This is a genomic window from Listeria goaensis, from assembly GCF_900186125.1.
Classification (GTDB): Bacteria; Bacillota; Bacilli; order Lactobacillales; family Listeriaceae; genus Listeria; species Listeria goaensis.
The window spans coordinates 1-24,747 of the sequence record NZ_FYBQ01000014.1 but is presented as its reverse complement, the minus strand read 5'-3'; the positions used below and the strand labels follow the sequence as shown (position 1 = coordinate 24,747).

The 24,747-nt window shown below is 41.7% G+C and carries 26 protein-coding genes; all 26 read right to left on the bottom strand.

The annotated features are described in order from the left end of the window. Positions 1–555, bottom strand: a complete 555-nt coding sequence (locus CFT42_RS13045; protein ID WP_088816336.1) for a hypothetical protein — start codon at positions 553–555, stop codon at positions 1–3. 544 nt (positions 556–1,099) lie between these two features. Then, positions 1,100–1,387 (bottom strand): hypothetical protein, encoded by a 288-nt coding sequence (locus CFT42_RS13040; protein WP_088816335.1) that lies wholly within the window; start codon positions 1,385–1,387, stop codon positions 1,100–1,102. Positions 1,388–1,915: 528 nt separating this feature from the next. Next, positions 1,916–2,845, bottom strand: coding sequence for a hypothetical protein (locus CFT42_RS13035; RefSeq protein WP_088816334.1), 930 nt, complete (start codon positions 2,843–2,845; stop codon positions 1,916–1,918). 9 nt (positions 2,846–2,854) lie between these two features. Continuing rightward, entirely contained in the window at positions 2,855–4,330 is a 1,476-nt protein-coding gene (locus tag CFT42_RS13030) for a DUF3991 domain-containing protein (RefSeq protein ID WP_088816333.1), read from the bottom strand. 48 nt (positions 4,331–4,378) lie between these two features. After that, positions 4,379–5,875 (bottom strand): MobP2 family relaxase, encoded by a 1,497-nt coding sequence (mobP2, locus tag CFT42_RS13025; RefSeq protein ID WP_088816332.1) that lies wholly within the window; start codon positions 5,873–5,875, stop codon positions 4,379–4,381. Further along, positions 5,872–6,267, bottom strand: coding sequence for a hypothetical protein (locus CFT42_RS13020; RefSeq protein WP_088816331.1), 396 nt, complete (start codon positions 6,265–6,267; stop codon positions 5,872–5,874). Before CFT42_RS13020 ends, mobP2 begins: the two co-directional genes overlap by 4 nt. Before the next feature lie 12 nt (positions 6,268–6,279). Then, the gene (locus tag CFT42_RS13015; RefSeq protein ID WP_159458173.1) at positions 6,280–6,927 is read right to left on the bottom strand and encodes a hypothetical protein; all 648 of its coding nucleotides are present in this window, start codon (positions 6,925–6,927) and stop codon (positions 6,280–6,282) included. A gap of 20 nt (positions 6,928–6,947) precedes the next feature. Then, positions 6,948–7,994: a lysozyme family protein gene (locus CFT42_RS15030; RefSeq protein WP_088816329.1), complete on the bottom strand. Its 1,047-nt coding sequence runs from the start codon at positions 7,992–7,994 to the stop codon at positions 6,948–6,950. Positions 7,995–8,006: 12 nt separating this feature from the next. Then, positions 8,007–10,523: a VirB4 family type IV secretion system protein gene (locus CFT42_RS13005; RefSeq protein WP_088816328.1), complete on the bottom strand. Its 2,517-nt coding sequence runs from the start codon at positions 10,521–10,523 to the stop codon at positions 8,007–8,009. Next, positions 10,513–10,866 (bottom strand): DUF5592 family protein, encoded by a 354-nt coding sequence (locus CFT42_RS13000; RefSeq protein WP_088816327.1) that lies wholly within the window; start codon positions 10,864–10,866, stop codon positions 10,513–10,515. Before CFT42_RS13000 ends, CFT42_RS13005 begins: the two co-directional genes overlap by 11 nt. A gap of 20 nt (positions 10,867–10,886) precedes the next feature. Then, the gene (locus tag CFT42_RS12995; protein WP_088816326.1) at positions 10,887–12,905 is read right to left on the bottom strand and encodes a pLS20_p028 family conjugation system transmembrane protein; all 2,019 of its coding nucleotides are present in this window, start codon (positions 12,903–12,905) and stop codon (positions 10,887–10,889) included. 15 nt (positions 12,906–12,920) lie between these two features. Then, the gene (locus CFT42_RS12990; protein ID WP_088816325.1) at positions 12,921–15,593 is read right to left on the bottom strand and encodes a VirD4-like conjugal transfer protein, CD1115 family; all 2,673 of its coding nucleotides are present in this window, start codon (positions 15,591–15,593) and stop codon (positions 12,921–12,923) included. 192 nt (positions 15,594–15,785) lie between these two features. Then, positions 15,786–16,067 carry a hypothetical protein gene (locus CFT42_RS12985; RefSeq protein WP_159458172.1) on the bottom strand — a complete coding sequence of 94 codons (282 nt, stop codon included), beginning with the start codon at positions 16,065–16,067 and terminating at the stop codon, positions 15,786–15,788. A 153-nt stretch (positions 16,068–16,220) separates the two neighbouring features. Then, complete coding sequence (locus CFT42_RS12980; protein WP_088816323.1) at positions 16,221–17,636, bottom strand: immunoglobulin-like domain-containing protein; 1,416 nt, start codon at positions 17,634–17,636, stop codon at positions 16,221–16,223. Beyond that, positions 17,633–18,826, bottom strand: coding sequence for a hypothetical protein (locus CFT42_RS12975; protein ID WP_088816322.1), 1,194 nt, complete (start codon positions 18,824–18,826; stop codon positions 17,633–17,635). Before CFT42_RS12975 ends, CFT42_RS12980 begins: the two co-directional genes overlap by 4 nt. A gap of 5 nt (positions 18,827–18,831) precedes the next feature. Then, positions 18,832–19,167, bottom strand: a complete 336-nt coding sequence (locus CFT42_RS12970; RefSeq protein WP_088816321.1) for a hypothetical protein — start codon at positions 19,165–19,167, stop codon at positions 18,832–18,834. Further along, positions 19,145–19,414, bottom strand: a complete 270-nt coding sequence (locus CFT42_RS12965) for a hypothetical protein (protein WP_088816320.1) — start codon at positions 19,412–19,414, stop codon at positions 19,145–19,147. The genes CFT42_RS12970 and CFT42_RS12965 overlap by 23 nt, the downstream gene beginning before the upstream one ends. A gap of 66 nt (positions 19,415–19,480) precedes the next feature. Next, positions 19,481–19,831 carry a hypothetical protein gene (locus CFT42_RS12960; protein WP_088816319.1) on the bottom strand — a complete coding sequence of 117 codons (351 nt, stop codon included), beginning with the start codon at positions 19,829–19,831 and terminating at the stop codon, positions 19,481–19,483. 18 nt (positions 19,832–19,849) lie between these two features. Next, entirely contained in the window at positions 19,850–21,262 is a 1,413-nt protein-coding gene (locus tag CFT42_RS12955; protein ID WP_088816318.1) for a hypothetical protein, read from the bottom strand. 65 nt (positions 21,263–21,327) lie between these two features. After that, entirely contained in the window at positions 21,328–21,681 is a 354-nt protein-coding gene (locus tag CFT42_RS12950) for a hypothetical protein (protein ID WP_088816317.1), read from the bottom strand. 408 nt (positions 21,682–22,089) lie between these two features. Continuing rightward, the gene (locus tag CFT42_RS12940) at positions 22,090–22,569 is read right to left on the bottom strand and encodes a hypothetical protein (RefSeq protein WP_088816315.1); all 480 of its coding nucleotides are present in this window, start codon (positions 22,567–22,569) and stop codon (positions 22,090–22,092) included. A gap of 24 nt (positions 22,570–22,593) precedes the next feature. Beyond that, positions 22,594–22,821, bottom strand: a complete 228-nt coding sequence (locus CFT42_RS12935; protein WP_088816314.1) for a hypothetical protein — start codon at positions 22,819–22,821, stop codon at positions 22,594–22,596. A gap of 29 nt (positions 22,822–22,850) precedes the next feature. Next, the gene (locus CFT42_RS12930) at positions 22,851–23,072 is read right to left on the bottom strand and encodes a hypothetical protein (protein ID WP_088816313.1); all 222 of its coding nucleotides are present in this window, start codon (positions 23,070–23,072) and stop codon (positions 22,851–22,853) included. After that, positions 23,073–23,879 carry a hypothetical protein gene (locus tag CFT42_RS12925; protein ID WP_088816312.1) on the bottom strand — a complete coding sequence of 269 codons (807 nt, stop codon included), beginning with the start codon at positions 23,877–23,879 and terminating at the stop codon, positions 23,073–23,075. Positions 23,880–23,906: 27 nt separating this feature from the next. Beyond that, positions 23,907–24,248 carry a hypothetical protein gene (locus tag CFT42_RS12920; protein WP_088816311.1) on the bottom strand — a complete coding sequence of 114 codons (342 nt, stop codon included), beginning with the start codon at positions 24,246–24,248 and terminating at the stop codon, positions 23,907–23,909. 77 nt (positions 24,249–24,325) lie between these two features. Then, a partial coding sequence (locus tag CFT42_RS12915) for a VaFE repeat-containing surface-anchored protein (RefSeq protein ID WP_159458171.1) occupies positions 24,326–24,747 on the bottom strand: 422 nt, incomplete at its 5' end.

Here is a 24,747-nt window from a genome sequence, read left to right as displayed (position 1 = left end):
TTATTTAAGTAACGTCAATGCTGTGATTACACCAATAGAAATTGTAATGATTAGCGATAAACGATCTTGCGGATTTTGAATTGTACTATATAATTTTTTCTTTACCAGAAGAAAGGCTGTTTTGGTTTCAAAAATAGCAAACCAAATGAGATAAAGTAGCATTAAACTTTTTATAAAAACGGAAAAATGATAATTAATTTCAAATATACCTACGATGCTAAATCCCGCCATCATGAATAGGATTATTTGTCCCAAAAATATAAAAGCTTTTTTGTTTTTAGTATCCAAAAGTTTACGGTATAGGATTAGTATACCTCCTAAAATTATGTAAATAGACATGACAAACATGTAAATCCCGTCTTTATCTAGTTCATCTAAATTCATTTTAATATGCCTAGCTTCCATGTACACAAAAATAGTAGCTAATATACCAAAAACACATCCTACGTAAATCATGACTTTTGCCACCCAGTCACCCATATGATTTCTCAGATAGCTCCAGGATTTCTTTACAGTCTCCAGCAATACTTGTAATTTAACATAGCTTTCATTCATCTTATGCAACTCCTCCTTTTGATACTTTCATCATAAAAGGAGAAACAGTTCCTTGCAAGTATTAGCTGAACTCCGTGCACCCCGTTTTTCTCCTGATGGTTTTAAAATGGATTTCAGCTAGACGATAGAAGCCCCTCTTTCGCGTGATTAAACAAACCGACTTAACATGAGTCGATAACCATCATTTATCGGAATATAGACACAAGTTTTTTTCAAATTGCTGATACATTTCCGGAGAGCATTTTTGTAACATTTTGGCACAATATGAAAGGATTAACGTTTTCCGTTGATAAGTTTTAAGCGTATCCAGGAGTTCTGGAATCATGTCCACCGTGGTTATTTTTTAATGCCTATCATCACACATTCTAAACCATGCTCGTGACACTGTTTCAATTCTTTCAACACGTTTTATCTGAATCGATTTCTATCCATTCTCGCTTGTCATTTCTAATCTAATGAGTGCCTCTTCTCTTGCACCGAGTGCACCTCGTTTTTCTCCCGATAGTTTTTTAAAAAAGAGTGGCCACGAAAAAAATCATAAAATCTATTGTGATGAATCATCTTCGTATTCTGATAATTGAAACGGGTTTTGCACATTTTGTTCGCGAATCAAAGCCGCCATCACATCCGAATTCATTTCGATAATTTTAAGTGTCTTGGATAATAAAATTTGTTCAATATCAGTTCCGTCTTTTTTCCAATATCGCTGCACCACTTTTTGTAATTCATCGCGTAAAAAAGCATCGCGACTTTTATAGCCTTTTTGTTTGGCAATAATCGTTAAGCTTTCCAAAATGTCATCCGATACCTTATTAATTTTTAGATCCGGCATGCAGCACCTCCTCGAATTTTAAAACGCTCCATATATTCATCTCGTCACGTGGCCTGAACCACAATCCTATCGCCTGATTAGATAAAGTGCCTGTATTTTTCAAACCTTACTTTGTCATTCCCCTGTTCCATTTCGCTCACCTCGTTCCATTTACAATATTTCTTTTCCTTCGCCTGATTCGTTTCCGAGTGCTCTCGTTTTTGAGACCGAAAGGTCACAAAAACGAGCTTTCCATCGGGGGCCGATGGAAAGCAGGATAAGAGAGCAGTGCCCCCAAAAACCGTGGGGGGCTAGGCAGTGCCTAGCCTGCATGTGGTACCATACAGAGTCCGTTTTACCGTGGGTACACCGTGCTTTTTGTACCAACACCGTGGATACACGGGGGCTTTTTCCACCCTTACCGTGGGGGCACGGTGTTTCTTTTTTTCCAAAACACGGCGGTTCCACCGTGTAAGTCGGAATACCACCGTGTCCTCACCGTGCCTAATACCGTGCCTCCACCGTGCTTTTATTAAGCCTTTTTGACGCTTATTTTTTCTTTTTCTGGTCACGTTGTTGTAATTGTAGCTTCTCGATTTTTTCTTGTAGCTCGGCTTTTTTCGTCTGTTGTTTCTTCCTATCGGCTTCCAATTGAGCCACGTTCGCCTGCAAATTATGAATCGTATCTTCGGTATTTTCGATTTCCGTTTCTGTCTGATAACGTTCCTCTTGTTGAAGCTTCTCGATTTCATTTTTCACCCGTTTCTGCTCTTTTTTTACGTTGGCCATATAGGTGTCAATCTTCTGAATCAGCTTCTGCGATTCTTGGATTTCAAGCTGCGTATATTGAATCACATAGTCGGATTCTGTCTTCGGTTGAAGCGTGACATCCCGTTTCGTTTTTTCGTGATTCAAGGTCCACAAGTCTTGATACACGGTGGTGCCATCCGCTTGTTTTTGCGCGCCTTTTTCACCTAATAAATTGCCCAAATCCACATCGACTTGTCGATTTTCTGGTGCCACAATAAGTCCAACATCAATATAAATCACATGCCAATCGGCTGGCACATTTTTCACGCCTAACACATAATATTGATCGGTCACACGTAAAAAGGTATGCGGTAAACGTTGTTTCTCTTCGCCTTCTGTGACGATGGTTTCGAGTTTTTCATTCCATTGAAAGTCCTCGCTTTTGGCTTGAACTAAAATTTCTAAATACTGATTATGGGGATTATACTGACGGGAAATCATTTGAACCGTGGTCGTATTTAAGGCCAGTTGACTGGGCACACCCACGCCACTATCCGTATCTAAACTCGTTTGATAGGTGAGCACTTTATAACCCAACCAAGAGAAAACAAACACGGTCACAAGTGCCATTCCATAATAAAAATATTTGGTTTTCCCACCTAAATAATGCGCTTTTTCTTGCCGTTGATCGTCCCATCTTGTCCATGTATCCAGTAGCCATTGCTTCATATCATCACCTCATTTTTCTGGTAGGGGATTGGATTTTTGTTCAGCAAGATGTTGCTCTTCCTGGGGTAGAATCGTATATATTTCATGCCGGTTTTCAGCTACGGCGACTAAAATATCATTCCAATCTTTAGGAATTTCTTGGACCACAAAATACTGATTGTCCTGATATTTTTCATAATAAGATTGAATAGTTTCGATAAAGCCCATCGCCTTGGCTTGGTGAGTAGGATGTACGATTTCTTCTTGATAGACTTGATCAAAACGGATGTTATTTTCCTTAGAATGCTCCTTCAGTACACGTGCACAGCTCATCGCTTCAGGTAACAATAGGGCTTGGTTCGTCATGTCTGAAAGTCCCTTTTCATACTGGAAAAACTTCTGAATGCCTGCCGCATTCGCCGCCTTCCCCTGAGGTGTAAGATTTGTTTCTGCTTTATGCACAGCCGCAATCGCTTTCCAGTCTACCTGCCAATAGTGTCCTGCTTCTTGATAGACTTGAATGAGTTCTGGTGTGAGCGCTCGGTCATAAGGAATATCATTTCGCAGACAGTTATTCCCTTCCGAATCAAGATACTCAAAGGCATTTAATTTTTCGAGAAAGACATGCCCGGCATGGTCATTATCCACGCAACAAATAGGTTGAATCGGATGTTTAAGTTTAGCTGTCAACGACATATAGTGATGAAAAAAGACCGATTCTTTCACACCATCCATGGCTAAGAATCGTGCATTTTGGATGGAGGCATCTCCTCTTTGTGTTTTTAACGTGAGATAACTCATCATATCCACTGGAGACTCAAAAAGATAAATCTGATTGATGAGTTCGGTCTTGCCCACATCAAAATAAAAGCCCTGGTTCCCTGAAGTAAGAACTTGCTTAAATCGTTTCATAGACGGTTTGATTCGCTTCTCTTCTGGAATGATTCGCGTGCCTTCTTTTGCTGCTCCAACTACTTTTTCTTTCTGTAACGGATCCAACCATTTATACACCACATTTTGTTGTTGATCTTGTACGATATACTTGCGTTGAATTAATTCGCTTACTAAATCAGGGTCAATTTTTCGTTCGTCAATTAAATATTTTTTCAAGGCATCGGTGCGAGTCGACTCTTGTATATCCTGCGGGTAGTCAAACATTTTTTTATCATCCTGAGTATATCGACGGGCTTCTACCTTATCAGAAGAAACCGTGTGCTCTAACACATCTTGAACCGCTTCTTGAAAATTCAACTCAAAAAATTGCATCGCCAGGGTAATGCAACTTTTACTTGATTTCCCCGTACTATTCCACGAAAAATAAGCTTTTTCGGGACAAATCACAAGACTATCGTGTTCCTGATGAACGTAATATTTCCCTGCCCGTTTGAAAATTTCACCCTTACTTTCCATATAACCCAGTAAATCCATTTGTTGGGCTTGTTTAATTTCTGCCTCTGTAAAGTGACGGGGTTTGGCTTTCTTTTGAACCATCGTTTGTGCCATCATATAAAACTCCTCTCCAACAAAAAAAGAATCCGGAAATGGGATTCTTTTTTAGGTATAGTGATGATGAAATTGTAAATCTCGTTGTAAGGCTTCAAAGGCTTGTTCGTTTTTCCAGGTTTTATAATCTTTATAAAACGCTTTCTGCATACGTCGCAATACTTTCTCCGTTTCCACAGCTCTTCGGAATTCTTCGGGTGATCGATAGGTTTGTTTGTGCGGTCTTTGAAGAGCTTGTTTGTAGGCTCTTCTTGCCTCTGTATGAGGTCGATTGGCTTGCTTACCTTGCTCCATCCACACTTCCTGAAAATGTTCTTCCTTGGTCTGTGGGGCCAAGCTTTTGAAATCCCACTCAGGAGATACTTTCCTTTTCTTGCCTTCCGGTAAGGGGGCTGAAAAAGGCTCAAGCGCTTCAGTTACCTCTGCTTTTAATCGCCTTTTTCCAAAGTACTCTTTTGGATTGAAACCTTTCTGTCGCATTTCTTGATCCATCTGCTTGATTTCACGGAGTAGGGCATTGCCCATCTTGCTATAAAGTTCTTGTAGTTTCGTTTGCGTGAAATTCCCTTCTAATTCTGGTATGTTTTGTTCGCTTATCACACGTCCATCTTCGTGGATCACATGGACGCTTTGACCGTGTGGAACCCCTTTATACGTTTCTTGATACGTTTGATCAAGAGACGTGATTTTCTGCACCAAATCACGGTAATCTTCCTCGTAAAACGTATCTAAATGGAGTTGAATCAGATGATCGATTTCTTGTTGAAAGTGCTGGCCTTTCGCATACCCGTATTGCCATCTGTTCCGTTGCATAGGCAACTTTTGATAAAGCACTAAAAAGGCTTCCTCAAAAGCTGGATGTAGCCACACTTCTTTCTTTGGTAAGGTAGCGACAATCGTTTGTCGAATTAAATCGGTGATCCGTGTTAGTTCCTGGTCATGGCGGAGAAGACGATTCGCAAAAATCCGTTTCGCGCCTTTAATGGTACTTTTATCTCGCGCCCCAACAGGTTGATACTGTCGTTTCACTTCGCCGGTTTTCTTATCCACGGTTTGAAACCATTTCTTTTCACGGGATGGGACGAGCTCCATCATCGAAAAGTGCGCATGAAGATGATCGGTGTTCACATGAAAGGCAAAACATCCCACCGGTTGTTGATACTGCTCTTTTTCAAAGATGTAGGTTTCTGCGGCAATAATCGCTTTCGAAATCCGTACCAAATCGAAGGTATTCGTCCGCGCGTCATACATTCCATGCTTCGCTAACCAGTCATGATCAAAACTAAATAAATCTTGCCACAGAAGAGACCCAGCTTCTTCCGCTAGGTCAAATTGATGGCTTAATCGCTCTCTTTCTTCAGGAGTCACATACCTCCCTTCCATATTGATTAAGCCACTTGCTTTTTTCGGATTATCCATATAATTTAAAAACAAGCTCGTTCGCAAGTGATCCGGTAGTTTATCCCGGTCATCGGCATACTCCAGAGCGCCTTTATTCCCACCCACCACAAACTTCGAATTATAAAAAATACCCGGAGAAGTACTCATTCTTCCTCACGGCTGACATTTGGCGTTTGGGCAATGTGATAGGCACGTACTTTCTCCGCTTCCTGTCGTTTGTCTGCCGCCATTAGAGCGCCTTCCACGACCGCACTTTTTTCTTCTTCAACAGGAACACACTCATAGATATCTTCTACCTGCATCATGGTATTTAACACATCCAAGACCACACCCATTTTATAACGCTGATCATCTGTTGTCCGTTTAATCCCGGCATACATTCGAGTCAATTGATTTATTTTTTCAGTCGTCTCTTTTTGTGTCTCATAATGGGCCACAAAATGATTTAAAAATTGGCCTATCGTTTTAAAACCATCTTCTTCCAGAATTTGATTCAATTTTGCATGCGTTTGTTCATTAATATAAATGGTTTGTTTCATTTGTGCTCCTTTCTATTCATAGAAAAAGCGATCTGGAAAATTAGATGGATTCCCATCCACCACTTGATCTACTTTCCAGTCATTCCCTTCCTTTACAATCTGCCCTTTCACAATTAAGGGGAAAGAAGAAGACACTTCACCAGAGTCCCCGTGGCACGTCACAATCGCCATAAAAGAGCCGTCTTTTTCTTTCGTATCGAGATACATCTCGACATCTTCTACGTATTGTTTATAGACATCCTCATTGCCTTCATAATTTTCATCGGTTGGTCTCGTATATTTAGCTTGTGCATCCTGTGTCAAATATGGTTTAGCTTTTTCATAGTCTTTCGCTGCCGTTTCACTCGTATACGTATAATATTTTTTGGTAAATTCCGTGAGCGTTTCCTTCAGCTTCTCTTGTTGTTGCGTCGCTTCTACATGGGCTTTTAAAACAGCTTGATGAATTTGTTCCTCTATCGCCGCATCGTTTGTCTCTTTCGTCATGGCTTTTGTTTGGCCCGTCTCACTGGATTTCTTTTCTTCCTTTGCCTTCTTTTCCGTTGTTTGGGGCAAGTTTTCAGTCTCCTTTGAACTGTATAGTTTCATCGCTTGATAGCCCACAACCAACACGAGAAGGAGTAGAATACTCCCCATGATCATCATACCTCTTTTTTTCATCTGCACTCCCTACTTTCTATTCACGTTTGAGGGTACAAGTACGGTACAGGATCCACTTGTCCACCCATTTTTTGTGTGCGAATTTCAAAATGCAAGTGAGGACCTGTCGAATCGCCTGTACTCCCCACATCTCCAATGATTTGACCTTGTTGCACCTTTTGTCCCACTGCCGTTCGAATTTGACTCATATGCGCATACAACGTCCAATAGCCATTATGATGGTTCACAAGCACACAATTGCCATAACCACCAAATCCGTGTCCTCTCACACCGAATCCGGCAAATTCAACGGTACCTGCTTCACTAGCCCCAATCAAGGTCCCGATAGGTTGGCCAAAGTCCACCCCTTTATGGACAGTCCCCCAACGAGCACCGAAACCAGATGTTATAACAGGATGGTCCACTGGGATTTTAAAATCCCCTTGACCTGTCACATTCGCTTTTTCGCTCGCATCTGAGGTTGACACATAACGCCAAACATGTTCCACGTATAAAGGATCTCCGTAGCTCGTCCATCCTAATTTGGCGGCTTGTAAAATACTAAACGTTTTCGCAAGTTCAGGCGTATACTGACCACCACTTTTCTCAACAAAGCCAATAAAACCACCGCCATAATTATAACTTTGAACGGCTACCTTCAGACGCGCTTCATCGCCCGGCCCTTTTACTTTAGCACTTTTAACTAATGACGCAAAATATTTCACGCCTTGTTGAATCGAGGCCTGCGCTTTCGAAATGGTATTCGGGGCAGAGCCCATCGATTCGGATGCCTGCATCACATCGTCGCCATGACCACCGCTCTCCTGCATACAGATGGCCAGGAGAATACTTAAATAACCGGCATCTAAATGTTGGGCTCGAATCGCTTCTTCAAAGTCATCTTGATACTTTAATACATCTTTGGACACGGCTCCGATGGGCAGATTCGTCATCGCTTGTTCCTCTTCCGCACCACCCACAACGGCGGCAACGAGAACCAACAGTTGATACATCACGACCAACAGGCAGATGACGAGACTGAGTATCCCGGCTAGGCCGGCTAACTTGAGTTTGAATGTTATCCCCATGAATTCACCTGCTCACGCCCCACCATCAAAGATGTCACGCTCACGCGATGAAATCTCAAATTTAAAATGAAGATTGCCGTAACCCGTAATCCCTAAAATGGTTTTCCCAACCGTGAGATGCGGAATCCGTTCCAGCTCCGCTTGGCTAAACTGGCCTCGAAACGCTTCGTCAATCGCCGAGACAGACTCAGGATCTTGGTTCATAATGAATTTGTAGGTGGTGATATTGAATAAATTTTGCATGTATTTGTCCACATCTGTCGTAATCTGTTGGGGCAAAACATCATAGAAGTTTTGCGTAGCAAGGCCAATCCCTAAGAAATATTTCCGGCCTTCACGGGCTAATCGGTCCAATAACATCATCGCCACCGCATTATTCATTTTCGTAATATTATGGAACTCATCAATAATGATTAAGCTATAGACAATATCCCAAAATGACGTTTGTTGGCGGTCATACTGATATTTTTCACGCTGGCCTCTCCGTATCGCCTGGTCCCAAACCATATTTAACATATTAAAAAATTGGGCGTTGAAAATATTTTGACTTTGTTTCAGTAGCCCTTCCATATTAAACACACAGTGATGTACCCCTTCTAGTGGCGGAATGGAGGTGTGTTGATTAAAAATATCCCCGTAGTTTTGGGTAATGGTGCGTAGGGTTAAAATAATCCGATCAAACCGTTTTTGTTCATGCATGGTGAGATGAGGATTCACAATTTTTTGTTCTTGATCCGCATAATAGACATCGATTAAATACGCTAAAAAATCACTTAATATCGGGTACTGGTCATTTTCATACTGTGTAATCTGATCGAGCGACATCTGATGCGCCTCACACCAGACTTCAAAGAATTCTCTTAGCCGGACTTCATATTCGGCCTCCAAATCGGATGTATCGCTTTCCGTTCCATTATGATAAAAGCGAAACTCTACTTTTTTAGCACTAATGAAGGATTTAAAACTCCCTAATTCGTCCACCACTAGGGAATTTTCATCGATAATTTCCGTCGCAAAGACCTGTAACGGATTCACAGATCCTTCTCGTCCATTTAAATCTAAATGAAGACCTCCCAGTGCCTTGGCTTGTCGTTTGTATTCTTGGCTGACCGAAAAGACATAGGTATAGTTCCCACTAATCGTGTTGTGTCCGCCCAGTTTTTTTATCGTTTCAGATTTCCCAGAGCCCATAGTCCCGACGATTAAAAAATTATAGCTCTTCCGAATGGCATTCTTCGTAAATAAGTCCAGCAGCACCACCCCTTTTGTTTCGGTGTGGCCAACATACAAACCGCGTTCATCCAATAAATGGGAGAAATTAAAGGGATAGGAGGCCGCTAAAGAAAAGGTTTTAATCTCTTGCCCTCGTCGCTTCAGCTTGATATTTTGTCGTTTGTAGGAAGTAAACAAACCTTCCCACTGCGCTTCTAATTCCGATAAAAATGCCGCCACTTGATAGCCTTTAGAACTCAATTGGCTTTGGATGGCTTTGGTTTTTTGATTCAATTCTGCTAAAGTAGGGGCATACAAATACAGCCGTGTCACCATCTCTTTCGCGGTTTCATTCCCATAGATGATATCCGTCAACAATTGCTGAAGGGATTGATATTCGGCTTGTGCTGTCCTTTTCTGGGCTTCATTCCGCGCTTCTTGAAAGCGTCTTTCTTGTTCATCAATACTATTATTTAAGGCGCGTAATAATTTATCTTTGGTGATATCTCGCACGTCTACTGTCGTGATGACCCCGTTTTGATTAAAGACGTGACTCCCCCAGAATGGGCCATTTTCACGCGGATAGCCATAGATTTCTAAACAGGTTTCATACCCATCCCCTTTTCGAATATACCGTTCACTGAACGCTAGATTTCCTTGCGGTTGAATCAGGCGAATCAAAGCCTCATCAGTTCCGTCATCATCGACTTCTTGCCCCCATTCTTTCTCGTTGGGGACCGTAGGAGTCACATACTCGGAATTCATATTATTCAGCTTAAACAAGATTTTAATCTTTTTCTCGACGGGTAACGAGACCATTTCAAAAAACGCATAGTGATAGTCTAACAAGGAAGCTCTTGTTTCAGCGAGCTCCTCTTCCGATTCGGCGAAAAACTGCAAGTAAAATTCTTGATGTTTTTTCGATTCTCTAATTTTATGCAAATCATGGCGACGGTCCGATTGATACGGGTACCAGGCTGAATTCGGATTTTGTTGGATTTTATAGCTCATATAATCGATTTGGTTTTGCGTATCCGCTGGAAAGGGCATAAAGATAAACTTCAAGTCTCCTTTTTGTTTCCGGAGAAAAAAGGCAAAATTCGTCATCGCGACGACTTGTTCGGAAGGGTGTAGCTGTTCCACATGAGTTCCCCTAATCTCCAGATAGTCCGTAAATTCGCGTTTTTGTTGAAAACCCCCGTCTTTCGTCACACGAAGAAACGGGATACGTGCTTTCGTGGTTCGCTTTCGAAAACGTCTTTTCTTTTGGGACGCAGACTTCGTTGTCTCATCCGTTACGCGATCATCAATGTACACGTCGGTTCACCTCCTTTTGCCATTCTTCCCACTCGATTTCCATGCTGTGGCGTGGTTCATAGGGAATCGATTCATACACATGATGGTCCCGTTTCAAGGTAATCAAAAGAGCCTGTAACATGTTTTTCTTGGGATTCGATACAGACGGCAACATCCAAAACACGCAGGCGATTCCAACCACAATCCACGCCGTCAGACGATAACGCGCCGGGATAAAGGAATCGGAATATAAGATAAACATGAAATACATTAACAAAAGGGTTAACATCTTCAAATTCAATAAATTAAACAGCTTTTGAGTGGCGCGAATTTCTTTCGGTATTAAAAATTTTTGGTCATTCATCCTTTTTCCTCCTTGTAGGATTAGTCCTCGTCAAGTGGACGTTTGGCTTGTTGTTTACGTGCTTGACGATCACGTTGTTTTTGTTGTGTTCCTTTTCCCATTTCATAGCCTTTTTTCGCACTTTGGGCAAAACGGTTTTGAGTCGCTTTATTCTTCGCCCATTCCTGAACAGATGGGCTTGGTTGACTATGGGACTGATCTACCGTCGGTTTTTTCTCGGTCTTTCCTGGTCGGCCTGCTTTTTCTTTAGTAGTAGACGTAGCACTCTTCGATTTCCGAGTTGGAGATGACGTTGGGGACGCTGATGAGTCTGCTTTCGTTTGTGATTTCACAGGGTCGGTTGATTCTTTCGCCCCTGTTTCGCTTAGACTGTCAGGATCTTCCTCCGCACGTTCGATTGAACTCTCCTCATTCCCTTCCGAGGTATGTCCGCCTTCAGATGATTCGCTGGAAGGCGATGACGCGTTCTCTTCGTCTTTTTGTGGCTGTTCCAGGCCTTCTTGCGCACCTTGTCCTTGACTTGAATGTGCCGTATCATTCGTTTCTTGTTCATCCCCATAAAGACTTCCATCATGGTCATCTTCTGTGTGCTCATCATCCTGATCATACAAGCCTTCTCCATCTGATGAACCTTCACCACCAGCATTGGCTGTATAGCCTGCGATAAAACCACCAATTCCTGCAGCTGAGGAAGCTGCTCCTGCCACGCCTCCTATAGCGGCCTTTCCAGCTTTGGAGAGACCCAGTGCGCCACCAATGAGGTTCCATCCATCTTTGACACCGGCATCAATGCCCAGTACCCGAACGACTTGTTCAGGCCCATTAATCACAAAATAACCCCCTGCCGCCAAACAAATAATTTGAGCCACAAGACTAATTCCAGAAGCCGCAATAAAGGCATTAAATAAACCAAACAAACTAATTAAGGCTGGGATAATCAAAAACATGGCGATGGAGGTAAAGATACTTTCCACGACTTTCTTAAAGCGTGAGAGCGTTCGAATATCCAAGAAGCCAATGATATTCACAAACAGATAGTTCCAGGCAATATCAATAATCAGTCCTGCTCCTTTATACGATGTCAGCACAAGAACTAAAGCTGTAATCGCTAACGTAATGATAATCGTCCATGCATTATAGACATACCGGTAATACGAATCCCCAATAAGTGGCGTTAAAGGTTTCAATAGCTTGGGTAAATCATTGATATCAACGGCGACTTCTTGCACGGTTCCATCCGTTCCGGGAATACTCTGCAATTTCTTTTCTAAATAAGCCCCCTTTTCAGGAGAATAGTTTTTAATCATTTCCATATCGACAATTTCAAGGGGATTTATCGTTTTATAGTCGGTTATAAAGTTTTTCTTTTCTAAATCAGGATGTTCAAAATCATCGACAGCAAACGCATAGACATCTGACACATTCGCAAGTACAGTGGTATTCCCTGGCGCAAATCCATTGGTTTGATTGGACTCTCCCACTTCGAGTTGTCCTGAGGGGGTAGTTTCATTGGTCCCACTCGACACATAGGCGGTCACAATGGAAGTCGCTTTACTCATACCAAACGTTAAAAAGCCTAAAATGAGGAATACACATACTAAATTCACAAGGGTTTCCCCGACATTAGCTTTACGCCCAATAAACACCATCATAGTCCCTAGACTCACAATCACTAGCGTAGCGAAAGCTTTCTGTAAGACCGTAAATTGACTCAGTAGATTGGCTACGCCATCACTTTCATAAAACGGTATTAAGGATACGATCTCCCCATAAACACCCGTTAAGACGTTCACCAATTTCACAAGCAAATCAATCAACCACCAGCTAATGGAACGGCCTACAAAAGCCCAAAAACCCGTGTGGGCAATAATCGCATCAAATTGGTGAAAGAACGTCACAATGGCCTCATTGTTCGATGGCATATGGGTCGTCACATAATCTTGTACTTGATCCGCACTCGCTTTCACGGGATACCATAAAAGTGAGAATAGCATGGCGAGTGTCAAGCCTATTCCTGTTCCGTGTCCAAGTTTCTTCATGTTTCCCTCCTTTCTTCAGGCTATTTTTTCAGCCTGATGCATGCTCTGCATCATCTTTCTAAATTGTTGATCTGATTTTACGGAGAGCAGACAGTCCATCAAGTTTTCCATCGTACTCGTATCTAAAATCGTTAAGAGTACCTCTCGGTATACGTGGTTCCGTAAAATGGTTTTCTTAATCTGTTGCGCTAAGAAGGCGCAACCTTGTGCCCCATAATAAGCCTGGCAAGATTGGGTATAGGCTTGTTTCGAAATGAAAGTTGCTAACGCTTCACGGCGCTTTTCTTGCATGACAGAAATGCCTTTCCGTGTCGCTGGTGGAGTGATTCCATCCGTTTCCACCTCAGGCATAACCGCGCCACCTTTAGCTTCTCGCCGTTCATCTAAAAAGATTACGTTCGGATCTAATCGGGTGACTAAATCACGCAGTTCAATTTCCGTATGGCTGCCTTGATTTACTTCCGGAATGTCATCCCACGTGGTTTCGCCATACGTTTGCATGTAGTCATAATGTTTATAGAAACGCCTGTCCCCACGGTTCAAAATCGGATAGGCGGTAATGGCCTCTCCTTCTAAATTTTCATTCGTCATAATTCGTAGAATGACATTTTCACCAAATTGCAGTTGTTCCAACTCCGTTGGCGTTAACAGCTCTTCTTTTTCCACGCTCTCGGTTTCCGATTTAAACAAAGAGAAAAACTTCCCTTGGCGTGATAGATTGAATACGGGACGCTTCCCTAGTCGTTTGCTGACTAACTCGGTGGTCTTCTCGCTCGGACTTTTAATAAAGAAGGTATAACCACAGTTCGAAAGAATGGTGTCATAGAGACCATCGGGATATTTATCTAACTGGCTAAAACTTTGAAGGATTAAAAAGAACCGAATGTTTCGGCCAAGGCAGGCCGTTAACTTATTATCTAAATCATTGATAATCGGCATACTCCCCATCTCATCGAGTAAATAAATGACGGGGCGCTTACACGCGCGTTTACTCTCTTCCGTACTCATCTCAAAAGCTTTATCAATGAGGACTTTATAACTTTGATCAATAAAAAAAGTAGCCAGGGCATGGTTACTTTTATCTTGATCCGGTATGATTAAAAAAACCGCGACTGGTTGATTCCCGAAGCCAATTTCCTCTAAGTCAAATTCATTTCTCGCCGTCAAGGTGGCATTCCCTTTCATTAAATACACTTTTAAACCTGAAAAAAGATGGCCCGCAATCGCCCCAATCGTGGAAGATGCTTGACTTGCGGCTTTAATCGATGCATATAAGATTTTGGAAGGGTGTTCCGCAGGAAGTTCCCCAAAAAAGACATCCAATGTATTTTGTTTTTTGTACTTGCGGAATAACGCTTCTTCCGATTGTTCGGAGGTGACAAAGTTTTGTAAAAAAGGGTGATCCGCGCTTAAGATATCATCGCCACGCATCTCATTCACCATCGTAGCCAGGGAATAAATCGTGATTTTGTCTTCTGTACCCGTTTTAATGCCTTGTTCCACTAACACGAGGCCACAAGCCACAAATAGTAATTGTGCATTATCGCCCCAAAAAGGATCTTTAGATTCCGGATTTTCATAGAAGGTATAAGCCATACTATTGAGTAATTTTTGCGCCTCATCAAGAGCTTCAGATTGTTCGATGGAGGAATATATGCCTTCTTCATTCATATATTTTTTATACGCTTGAATGACCAACGCAAACGGGTTATACGCTGAAGATTGATAGGTTTTTAATAAGTTTAAAACCCGAATTTTATACCCACGTTCTTTTAACATGCGATAATTTTCAAGTAGAAGTTCTCCTTTCGTATCATTGACAATAAAACTCGCTTTATCCGCATTCTTTTGGGGGCGAGAAAAACTATCCAAGACTGGTGCCACAAAGAACACCTTTTTCCCAGCACGTGTGATCCCAATACAAACCACATTCGTGGTTTCGGTTCCAACCGCCAACCAAAACTTTTTGCGTTCGGCATACGATTCTTCTGACAGAACCGCTACATCTTGCGTATAGGGCGCTTCTTCCAGCGTTTGTTCTTTTAACACAATTTGTTCCCTTTCTTGTTCCAGATGCGCCTGTGCTTTGTGCGTCAACCACGGGATGGGACGGCGATTTAACTTTTTTTTACGCTTCTGTAGCGCACGTTGTTCTTGTTGCTTTAACGCTTCCATTTCTTCCATGGAAAAATGGGCAAGGGGAACGCCTGGCTTTTCCTCATACGGAACAGCTTCAATCGAGTGCATCAGGGGATAGGTTTCAAAAATGCCTAACCTCGTTTCAAAAGAATTCGTCCCGGCCGTTAATACATCTTCCATCGCAAAATAAGAACGATGCACACTCATGACCACAAAGGCAATCGCAAGACCAAGGGCTGTACTTAGAATCCCAAATAGCCAAGGGTGAGTGAGTAGCAAGCTATGCGCCCAAAATATGCCCCAAAAAGAGTCACCTGTTCGCTGATGAATAGCATTCCCAATACTTTCCCCCGTCCACAACAAAGCGGTATACAGAATCTGTTCCATCAATAAGGCAAGTAAAAAGACCATACAAGCCATGAGCGTTAGGAGTTTAGGATTGGCCAAATAATGAGGCGTATTCCGATACGCTTCTTCTCTCGACTCGCGCCATCGGGTTGGAATGACGTGTTGTAGCCTTTTTCTCCATGTGGCTTCTTTTTTCATCATGTCGCTTCAAACCTCCTTTTTTGGAAATGAATAAAAGAAAAAAGCACATGTAAAGGACATGTACTTTTCGGATTAACGTTCCATCAATGGCCCATCATGACCTCGGGGACGTTGATATTTTTGTTCGTATTGCTCCAAATCTGCTTGTAAATTCAATATTTTCTCATGAAGTTGTTGTTTTTCTTCTCTCAATTAGCTATTTTCAGTTTGTAACTTTCTTATTTCCTGCCACACCTGAGGCATGGTTTGTTCCACACTATTTTGTGCCATTGTCGCATCTCTTCGGTCCATTTCCTGCCTCTGTCTTTCCTCTGAGAAACACTGCCACACCACTTGGATGTGAAGATTCATTTCCCGTAATAGTCCTTTGGCTTCTTCTTGCTTGTCTCTTAGCTCATCCACTTTTTCTTGAATGAATTTGGATTCCATTTGGCAGTCTTTCGCCATGTCGCTCACTTCTTCGGAATAAGACATTCTGTCTTTTTCCTGGTTATTCTCCACTTTGTTTAGGCTTTGCTTCACTAGTTTGAATTGATCTAGGATGACTATAATACCTGCCATGACAACCAAAAGCGCGATAAGCATGACCAACTGTATATCATCGAGAAACGTGATAGTTTCAATATTTTATGACTCTTCTATCGCCTGTACATGTACAATGGCACTGGTTTCACATTTTTCACCTGAGGAATCCGTCACGGAAAAGTAAACCAAATAGTTTCCAGGTAACAGAATATCCACCTGACTATCGTCTACGGTGACTTGCGAGGTAAGGTCCCCGTCTTCCTGATCAGTCGCGTGCACATCTTGCAGCCAATCTGGTGTGACACCAATGGTCGTATTAAATTCGACAGGTACTTCTAGCACAGGCGGTGTAGGAGGCGCTTGTACCGTAATTTCAATGGTTTTAGTCGTCTCTTGTCCTTGCGCATCGACCACGCGATACGTCACATGATAGAGCCCAGCTTGATGCGTGTTCACCTCATTTTGAATGACCTCGATTTGTTGGGTGATATCCCCATCTTGTACATCCGTTGCGGTCACCCCTTCTAAAGGATCATAAGTCGCATCGACAAGAAGAACTTGATTTTCCGCCTGAATAATAGGCGCATCATTTTTCACTTCCACTTGAATCGTTTTTTCCGTTTCTTTTCCATTTCGATCCATCACCGCATACGTGACGGAATAAAGGCCTTCTTGATTGGTTTGGACGTGATTTTCGACGACACGTATCGCCTTTGTCACATCTCCATCTTCCGTATCGGTCGCCGTAATCCCTACTAATGGATCATACGGTTGTTGAAGAGAAATACGATGATTGTCCGCTAAAATAACGGGTGCGTCATTGAGAACATGAACTTGAATGTCTAATTCATTAGATAGGCCATGTCGATTGGTTACGCGATAACGAACCGTATACGTTCCTTCCTGTTTTAGATTGACATGATTTTGGATGACTTCGACTTCATCCGTGAGGTCTCCATCCAGCTCGTCTGTGGCTTTGACGTAATCCAATGGTTGAAACGGACTTCCCACATGCAGTTCCACATTCCACCCTTCTAAATACGGATAGGCATAGGAAGGTTGGTCTGGAGCAGATGCTTCTGCCGTTTTATCCTGGTTAATCAAGATGGGCGTTGGCGGCGCAACTTTCCTTATGTCTTCCTTCGCCTTCGCTTCCCCTAATTCGTCTGGTAAATTCGCAATCGCTTCTAACGCCACTTGTTTGGCTTTTGTTCTTCCTGTGTGAGTCTCTGTATCCACCTCCTCACGTGGTCTCTCTTCTGAAGAAACCAGAGAATCTTCCGTTACAATACGTTCCAATCCATTGGAACGACTGTCTTTTGTTTTTTTCTTCGGTACCGTATCGGCTACACGCCGTTGGAGTAAAGATTGCTGGTTCTTTTCTTTGGTTGGGTGGGAAAACATATGTTGGGCTTCCGATAAATACAAAACGCCTCCAATGCCACTTCCCAACAGGACAATCACGAGTCCTGCCACGACAATTTTCTTTTTCCCGGACGTATTCGATTCTTGCGTCACTGTGCTTCACTTTCCTTTCCTGGTCTCTTTTTCAAAGCCTCAAGTTGACTCTTTAATTCTTTTTGATTTTCCAGTAATTTCTTTTTCACAGGGGCGGCTAAGTTTTTTCGCTTCACCTGTTTATCGACTTCTTTCAACGTCGTTTCGATAAGTTGATAATCTTGTAGTTGTTGGATGAGTTCTGGCCGCTTCGCTTTTTTGGCGGACTCTTCAGCTTGACGAATTTGTCCCTTTTCCAAATAAGCCCACCCCATTTCTTCATAAAGGAAGGCACTTGATTTCTCGGTAAGTTGTTTTTGCGCTAAATCAAGTTGCCCCTCTTGGATATAACTGTAGGTTAGACTGTCTTGGCGTAAATCCGTCATCGTCAAAACATCTGAATTCGCCTGATAAAGTAAGATGGTTCGCTCATATTTCTTTTCAAGAAAGGCTAAATCAAACGCCACATTGCGCTCTTTTGTTTGTTGGTAAACCTTCTTTAGTGTGGCGATATCCTTCTTTTCCACGACTTGTTGTTCCCACTTCCAAAATGTTTTGGGATAGACGTTCAGGAAGGTGTGGTACGCCTTCTTTTGTTGTAGAGCTTTCACATTGGGCTTCGCTTTTTCTTGTGCTTGAGAATGTTCCTGAAGCAGATACGATGCACCAAACCCCACACTCACCATCAGAAAAAGTCCAAGTATCAGAAACGCACTTTTTTTAAGAAAGGTCCTCTTCAGAGAAGGCCATTTCCACGGGATGGATCGTAGTGGAAGATTGGTTTTCTTCGTTTTGACAGGCTTCTCTTGCTGGATAGGGGTTGGCTTCTTTTTGTCTTTTGGAGAAGGCTCGTTGCGGCCTTTCCGTTTGGGCTTTTCAAAAGATGGACTGGGAGAAGAAGGTTCGGAAATCGCAACGATTTCCGAACAACTTTCTTCAATCCATTTTTGAATCACGAGATAACGGGCTTTATCCATTTTTTTTTGTTTCCGCAGCTGTTTCATCCGCTGCATCAAATAAAGATCAAAACGCCCATCGGTGCCCGGTTCGTAATTCGTCACATAAAAGGGCACTTTTTGTGGGTTTAATAGCTCCACTTCAAACGTTTCTCCATCTGTCAGCAGATGCGTTCGTTGGGTAAAATCGAGTAGCGATAACTCTTTGGGCATAAATTGGGCAGCATGCGCTTGTTGAATAATAACAGTTAACATCCGCATCACCCAAATAAATCAAATAAATAGGAGACTATCGCACCGCCTGCACATATAAGAAAGACGGCAAAAATGGCATGCATGAGATGATCCTGGGCAGCCTCTCTCAATCTCCTTGGGCCTAAGAAAAATAAAGCTAAACATACAATAACCGCTGAAATCAGTCCTGGAGCTATTCGACGTACCAGACTTTTTAAATCAGCCGAACCACTCGTCACTTTACTTTCAAATTCATTGGCTGCTTGTACGACGTGTGGATCTAGCACAATGAAAAGACCACAAACAGCAAGGGCTGTCAGGACGATTATCGTCACCTTTTTATACTTCTTCAGAACTTCCATAAGCTTGTCCTCCTATCTGTTGTTGGAGTTCCATCAGTTGGTGTTTCGTTTGATGTAACTCTTTCTGTACGTGAATGGCTTTTCGTAAATGGGGGATCATGCTCTCCGATATGCCATGTTGATTTAGGTAGTCTTGATAGAGCTGATGAATACCATCATCCGGATGTACCCCTTCGCTTTCAAAATAAAGTTTTAATAACGACAATGTATCCTTACTTTCTTTTGGTTTCACTTGTCTTTCGAGCACAACCATGCCTCCTTCCTTTGATTTTAGTTTTTTGTAAGAACGGGAGAAAACTAAAAACCCGTGATTTTACCAGGCTATCTTAATATATGGACTTTTGGGTTCATATTGGAATAGGAGTGCACTACAGACTTTACTGCCTAGCCGGTAGCGTACTGTATAGCCTTGTTGTTCTAATTCTTCAAATAAATACGCCATCGCTTCTTGTTTCACTTGAAGGTACGGCGTTTTTGTGGGGGATAGTGTATATATTTTTTTTAAGGGAATGACAATATTGACTTGAAATTTTTTATCCAACGTTCGTAAGTAGATACGTTCATCAATACTTTTTAGCAGTCTATCCATATGAGGAAATAACTCTTCTTGAACATAAATGGCATAGGCTTGTTCAGCTTGTTTACGAGCCTGTTTGGCTTCCATATTCTCCCTCCCGTTCTTTTATACTTCTACTGTTTTTTCTTGATCCTTATCATCGGTGTGTAATTTTTGATCAAGTGTCTGTTCAACTTCCTCTAAGGAAAGGTCATCCGAATAGTCTATTCTGTGAACTTCTTCTTGTTGTTGTTGCATAACCACTTCATTTGTTTCTTGACTATATCGAATGAGGTAGGGTTCATCTTGGACAGTAAGCGTAAAACCAGCTTCCTTCATTGCAGGGTAGGCTTCTAGTAAAGGGGTCTTAGCTTCTGGAAGTAGGAGAGTGGGTTGTTTGGGTTGTAACTTTTCATCCATGTGAACAGCAAAGTTATAGAGCTTTTGATTGAGTCGTAAAGCTGTTCGCTGTAGCCCTTGAACGAGTTTTGTTTTGAGTTCAACCACTTTTTCCGTTGTATGTTCTTTCACAGATTGTTTCGTAGACTGATACTTTGTTTTTACTTTCTGAATGGTGGACTGACGTTCAGCCTTCAGAGATTCTGGTAAAGAAGCCGCACTTTTATCTTCCAAAAGAGTTGTAATCATCGTGACAAGACGTTCTTCTCGCTCTTTTAAAATAGCCTCTAATTCAGCTACAGCAAGAACTTTCCCATTTTTATCCGCCTCGTGTTCAACCACATCTGCTACGTCCTTAAACGTAGAGCGTGTATCTTCTTGTATTTCTTCCACCTGTTCCTTTGTCATCGTAGGAGCTTCCTCATTGTCAGGAATAAGTGTGTCCATTAAAGAATTCATATAGGGATCTTCAGATTTCTCTGTCTGTCCCTTTACATTTGGTGCTTCTTTTTGACTCTCCTCTTCTCTCTTTTGTTCAGGAGGATTCTTAACTACTGCTGGCTCTTTTTCTGTTTGTTTCGGCATACTGCTTGTATTGGATAGGACTGGCGTTTCAGCTTTTTTCTCTTTTTTAATAGAACGGACGTCATCCGTCTTATTTCCATTTTGCACAGGAAGTGATTGTTCCCTTGGCTGTGCTTTCACGCTCTTTTCTTCTGGAGTATCTTCCGTTGTCTTAGGCTGCATTTTTTTCTCTGTTCTCGTAACAAATTCACTTGTTTTTTGTTCTGCTTGACGATCTAATTGATGATGTAGCCGTTGTGCGATGGCCTCATATTTTTCTTCAGCAATTGCACCTATTTTTTGAACACATTGCCCAAAGTAGTAGGCCATTTCGCGGAAAAATTGAGTTAATGAGACACCAAACGCATCACGTACTTCTTCTTCTTTTTGAAAATGGTTCTCTTGAATCTGTTCTTCTAAGCGATCATAGTGTGCTTGTATCAGCGCCAAAATCTCTTCTTCCGAGATAAATAATTGCTTTTCTTTTGCCCCGTCCATATTCATCTGAAGATGGCGTTGCATCATTTTTCGTTGTTCTTCCATAATTGGTGCGATACTTTCTGTTAGAGCTACCATTCGCTTCACCCTTTCCTGTTTCTACAATGTGATTCATTTCATATATGGCTTCATTTTTCACTGAATTAGAGTTCCAAATGAAAGTCTTGCTTTTCTTCATAAAATTCCGCCACTTTTTCTCGAAGAATTCTTTTTTCTTCTATTAGATAAGTCGCCTTCTCTTCCTCCGTTTGGTAGCGAAGTGTTTCTTCCAGAGCTTCTCTTACTGGCTCTAAAACCGGATAATCGACTTCATTCAGGCTGGCTAATGCTTCTAAGCGCATATCCAAGGCCTCTTCTGTTGTATGATCTCGATCAAATTGATAGACTTCTGGAGCCAATACGCCCCGTTTCACATCCATCGTGTCTTTTCGAAATAAACTTTGACAATAACAAATTTGTGCCCGTTTTCGAGCTTCTTCCTGTTGATACTCACTCATTTGGATCACATCTTCCTTTCTTCACACGCTGGCTTTATGTGCGGCACGCTTTTCATTTCCTGTGATTTCCCTTTTCTCTTATGGGATATATGATCTTCTTTTTGCTATCTCCTTGTCACTTTTTTCATTTTCCATGAATAGAGACTCGTTGCCACAAGGATTGTTTGCAGGACCCACATGAAGATTTGCAGATAAATGGGACTGTCCAGTAGCATAAACGTGAAGCCAACACATGGTGCTAGCAAAATGACACATGGCGTAGTATAGGAAATAAATTTAGGTTGTAGGGCTCCCACAAGAATGAGAAACAGCTGTATAACAGATAAAATACTCGACATCTTCTTTCCTCCTCCTAAAATTCACTTTAGAAAGTCACTGCTTATGATAGAACACGAGTGACGGCGTGTCTTAGTCCTTATATCTCATGGAAAAATAGCGTGTTTCTTCTTCTCGTCTTTGCCACACCGCTATCGCTTGGCTGACAAGCTCACAAAACAAGATAATAAATAGCCACATCCAAATACTGGCCATTTGTTGTTGAACGGGCACCAGGAAGCTATATAATATGGCAACGATGATCCCTACTGCTGCTAATTGTGTTAAAAACCACGAAACACCTTGTGTTACACTGATTAACCAACTGAGTTGGGGTCCTTTAATAACCACTTTTAGCGTCGCATACATGAGTAGTAGATAGACCATCGTCCTGGAGAAAGACCGTAAAGTCTCCTCAAAAGATGCATCTTGAAAGCCATGGGCCGTGAGATAGGCATAAAATTGATGGCTTAATGGGGGATAAAAAAGCCATAAACTCACGATTCCACCAAAGACACTCATGGATTTAAATCCGATTCGCATCCTGTGAAGCGTTTTGGGATGAATATTCATTTCTTTCAACTCCTCGTTATAGACTTATTCATAAATATCAGCGACCTCGCATTCGAGGGCTTTAGCTAATGCTTTCCATTCATACGTTTTTCGTGGTTTGGGACACTGGCATATATTCGATTCGATGCATTCGATGACCAGTTCTAAGTACTCCTCGTCGTAATCAGGAGATTTTAAATGGGCTCGAAAAGCTAGTTGACGTATCGTCCAATTTTGGGCCATGCGTTTTTTCTGTAAAAGGGTTATTGGCATCCTTTCATGCTCCTTTACGTGATAATTTCCTATCTCTTCGCTTCTTTTTTCATAGACTTTCTTTTACGAATCCATCGAACCAAACCATAAATGACGAGAAACAACAGACTGCCTATTAGAGTGAAATAAAGGACAAGGTAAAGGACAGAGACAACAATCAGACCAAGTGCACCCAACAAAAGATGACCAAATTGGCCAATCAACTGCCCAACAATATGAAAAAATGACTCAATCAGTTGGTTCGGCGTCATCTAGATTTCCTTTCCGTCTTCATATGTGCTCTTACTGCTGCCGGAATAGACATCCTTCATCGCATCGTCACTTGGTTTATAATTGCCATCTACATCTTTTTCGAAGAAAAGAGTATATTCAACAGGTTCATCAAGAAGTGGTGCTTTGTTCCCCTGCTTGTAGAGTTGGCCCATTGCCCAGAATTGGAGCACAGCATTGGCTTTTTGAACTTCATCCGATGGATATTTGCTCAATGCCATGTTTTGGTCAAAACCAATTAAACTATCCATGTATTCATTCGCTTGGCTTGCTAAGGCGTTCAATGCAATGCCTTTCGTTTTAACCGTTACTTCTGCCCCGTTGCTTGTTTTTTCTACTTTCTCAATGGAGTAATCTCCTTGAATTTGTTCAAAATAAGCGACCATCGCTGTCGCATATTCCGTTTTAATTTGCTCAGGTTGATAGACTTCTGAAAAATTCTCATATTGAATGACTAACGGATATTCAATAGGTGTGACACTTCCTGCGCGTTCCGCAAAAAAGTCAATTTGTTGCTGTTCGAACAAATCACGATCAATACCGAGAAAATCTTTCATTTCGGTACTCTTGCCTTCATAAAGATAGCTTAAATAGCGATCTACACTATAGTTGATATTCTTAAAATTATGGCCTGTTTCTTGTTGCATTTCTTCTGTTTTTGGCGCTTCAGAAGCATCAGCTTTTGAATCAGAAGTTGCTTGTCCACACCCTGATAATGGTAAGACAAGTAAACTTGTCGCAAGGGCACCTGTTAGTACTTTTTGTTTCCATTTATGTTTCGTTTCCATGATTTTCCTCACTTTTCTATCATTTTTTTATGATGATTGCATCGTTGATAAACGTTTTTTACTGATAAAATGCAAATCTGATGTGTTTAAACTAACAACTGGAATCGATTGACGTTCTCGTTGCAACCCAACTTTAGGGACAATGTTAACGCGATTCACGATGATTTTTTCTTTTGGCAATGGGCGATAAGCTTTTCGTTTGCCCGTTGAAATTTGACATTGAATCCGTTCATTAATACTTGCTTTAAAAGCTAGCCAGTCATCTAAAATGCCCGCGCACATCGACTCATCAAGTTGATACGGTAAAATCATTAAGACTGTTACAGCTTTCGTTTGTGTATGAAATTTCACGCGATAGCCATATTCCACGCTTGTTTTCCTCCCTTCTTCAAAAATAAAAAGCGCCTTTTAAGAAAAGACGCTTTTATCGTATACATACTGTTGATTTAATTTTGTTTCGTTTTTTTGCGTCTTACAAGTACTAAGCTTGCTAAAGCGACTAAGATGGCACCAAATTCAACAAAAAGCACCATGCTTTGATCACCCGTTTTCGGGATGTTCGGCATGATAATGACACTTGGTTTTGCGACTTTCACGGTCTGATTGGCATCGTTGATATTTTTATGTTCTGCAATCAATTCTTTGTTTTTATAAAGCTCTTCAAAGACGACCAAATCTTTTCCATCCAGGCTTTTTGTATTGAATGTAAATTCTACTTTCGCTGAACCGTTCGCTGTTTTTGCTGTGAAAGATCCAGTTGCAACAACTGTTTTACCATTGACAACTAAGGCTTTTCCTGTACTTTTATCCATAACAGTCCCTTGAATATCGTAGGTTTGACCTGGAGTTAAGTCTTGATACTTCACTT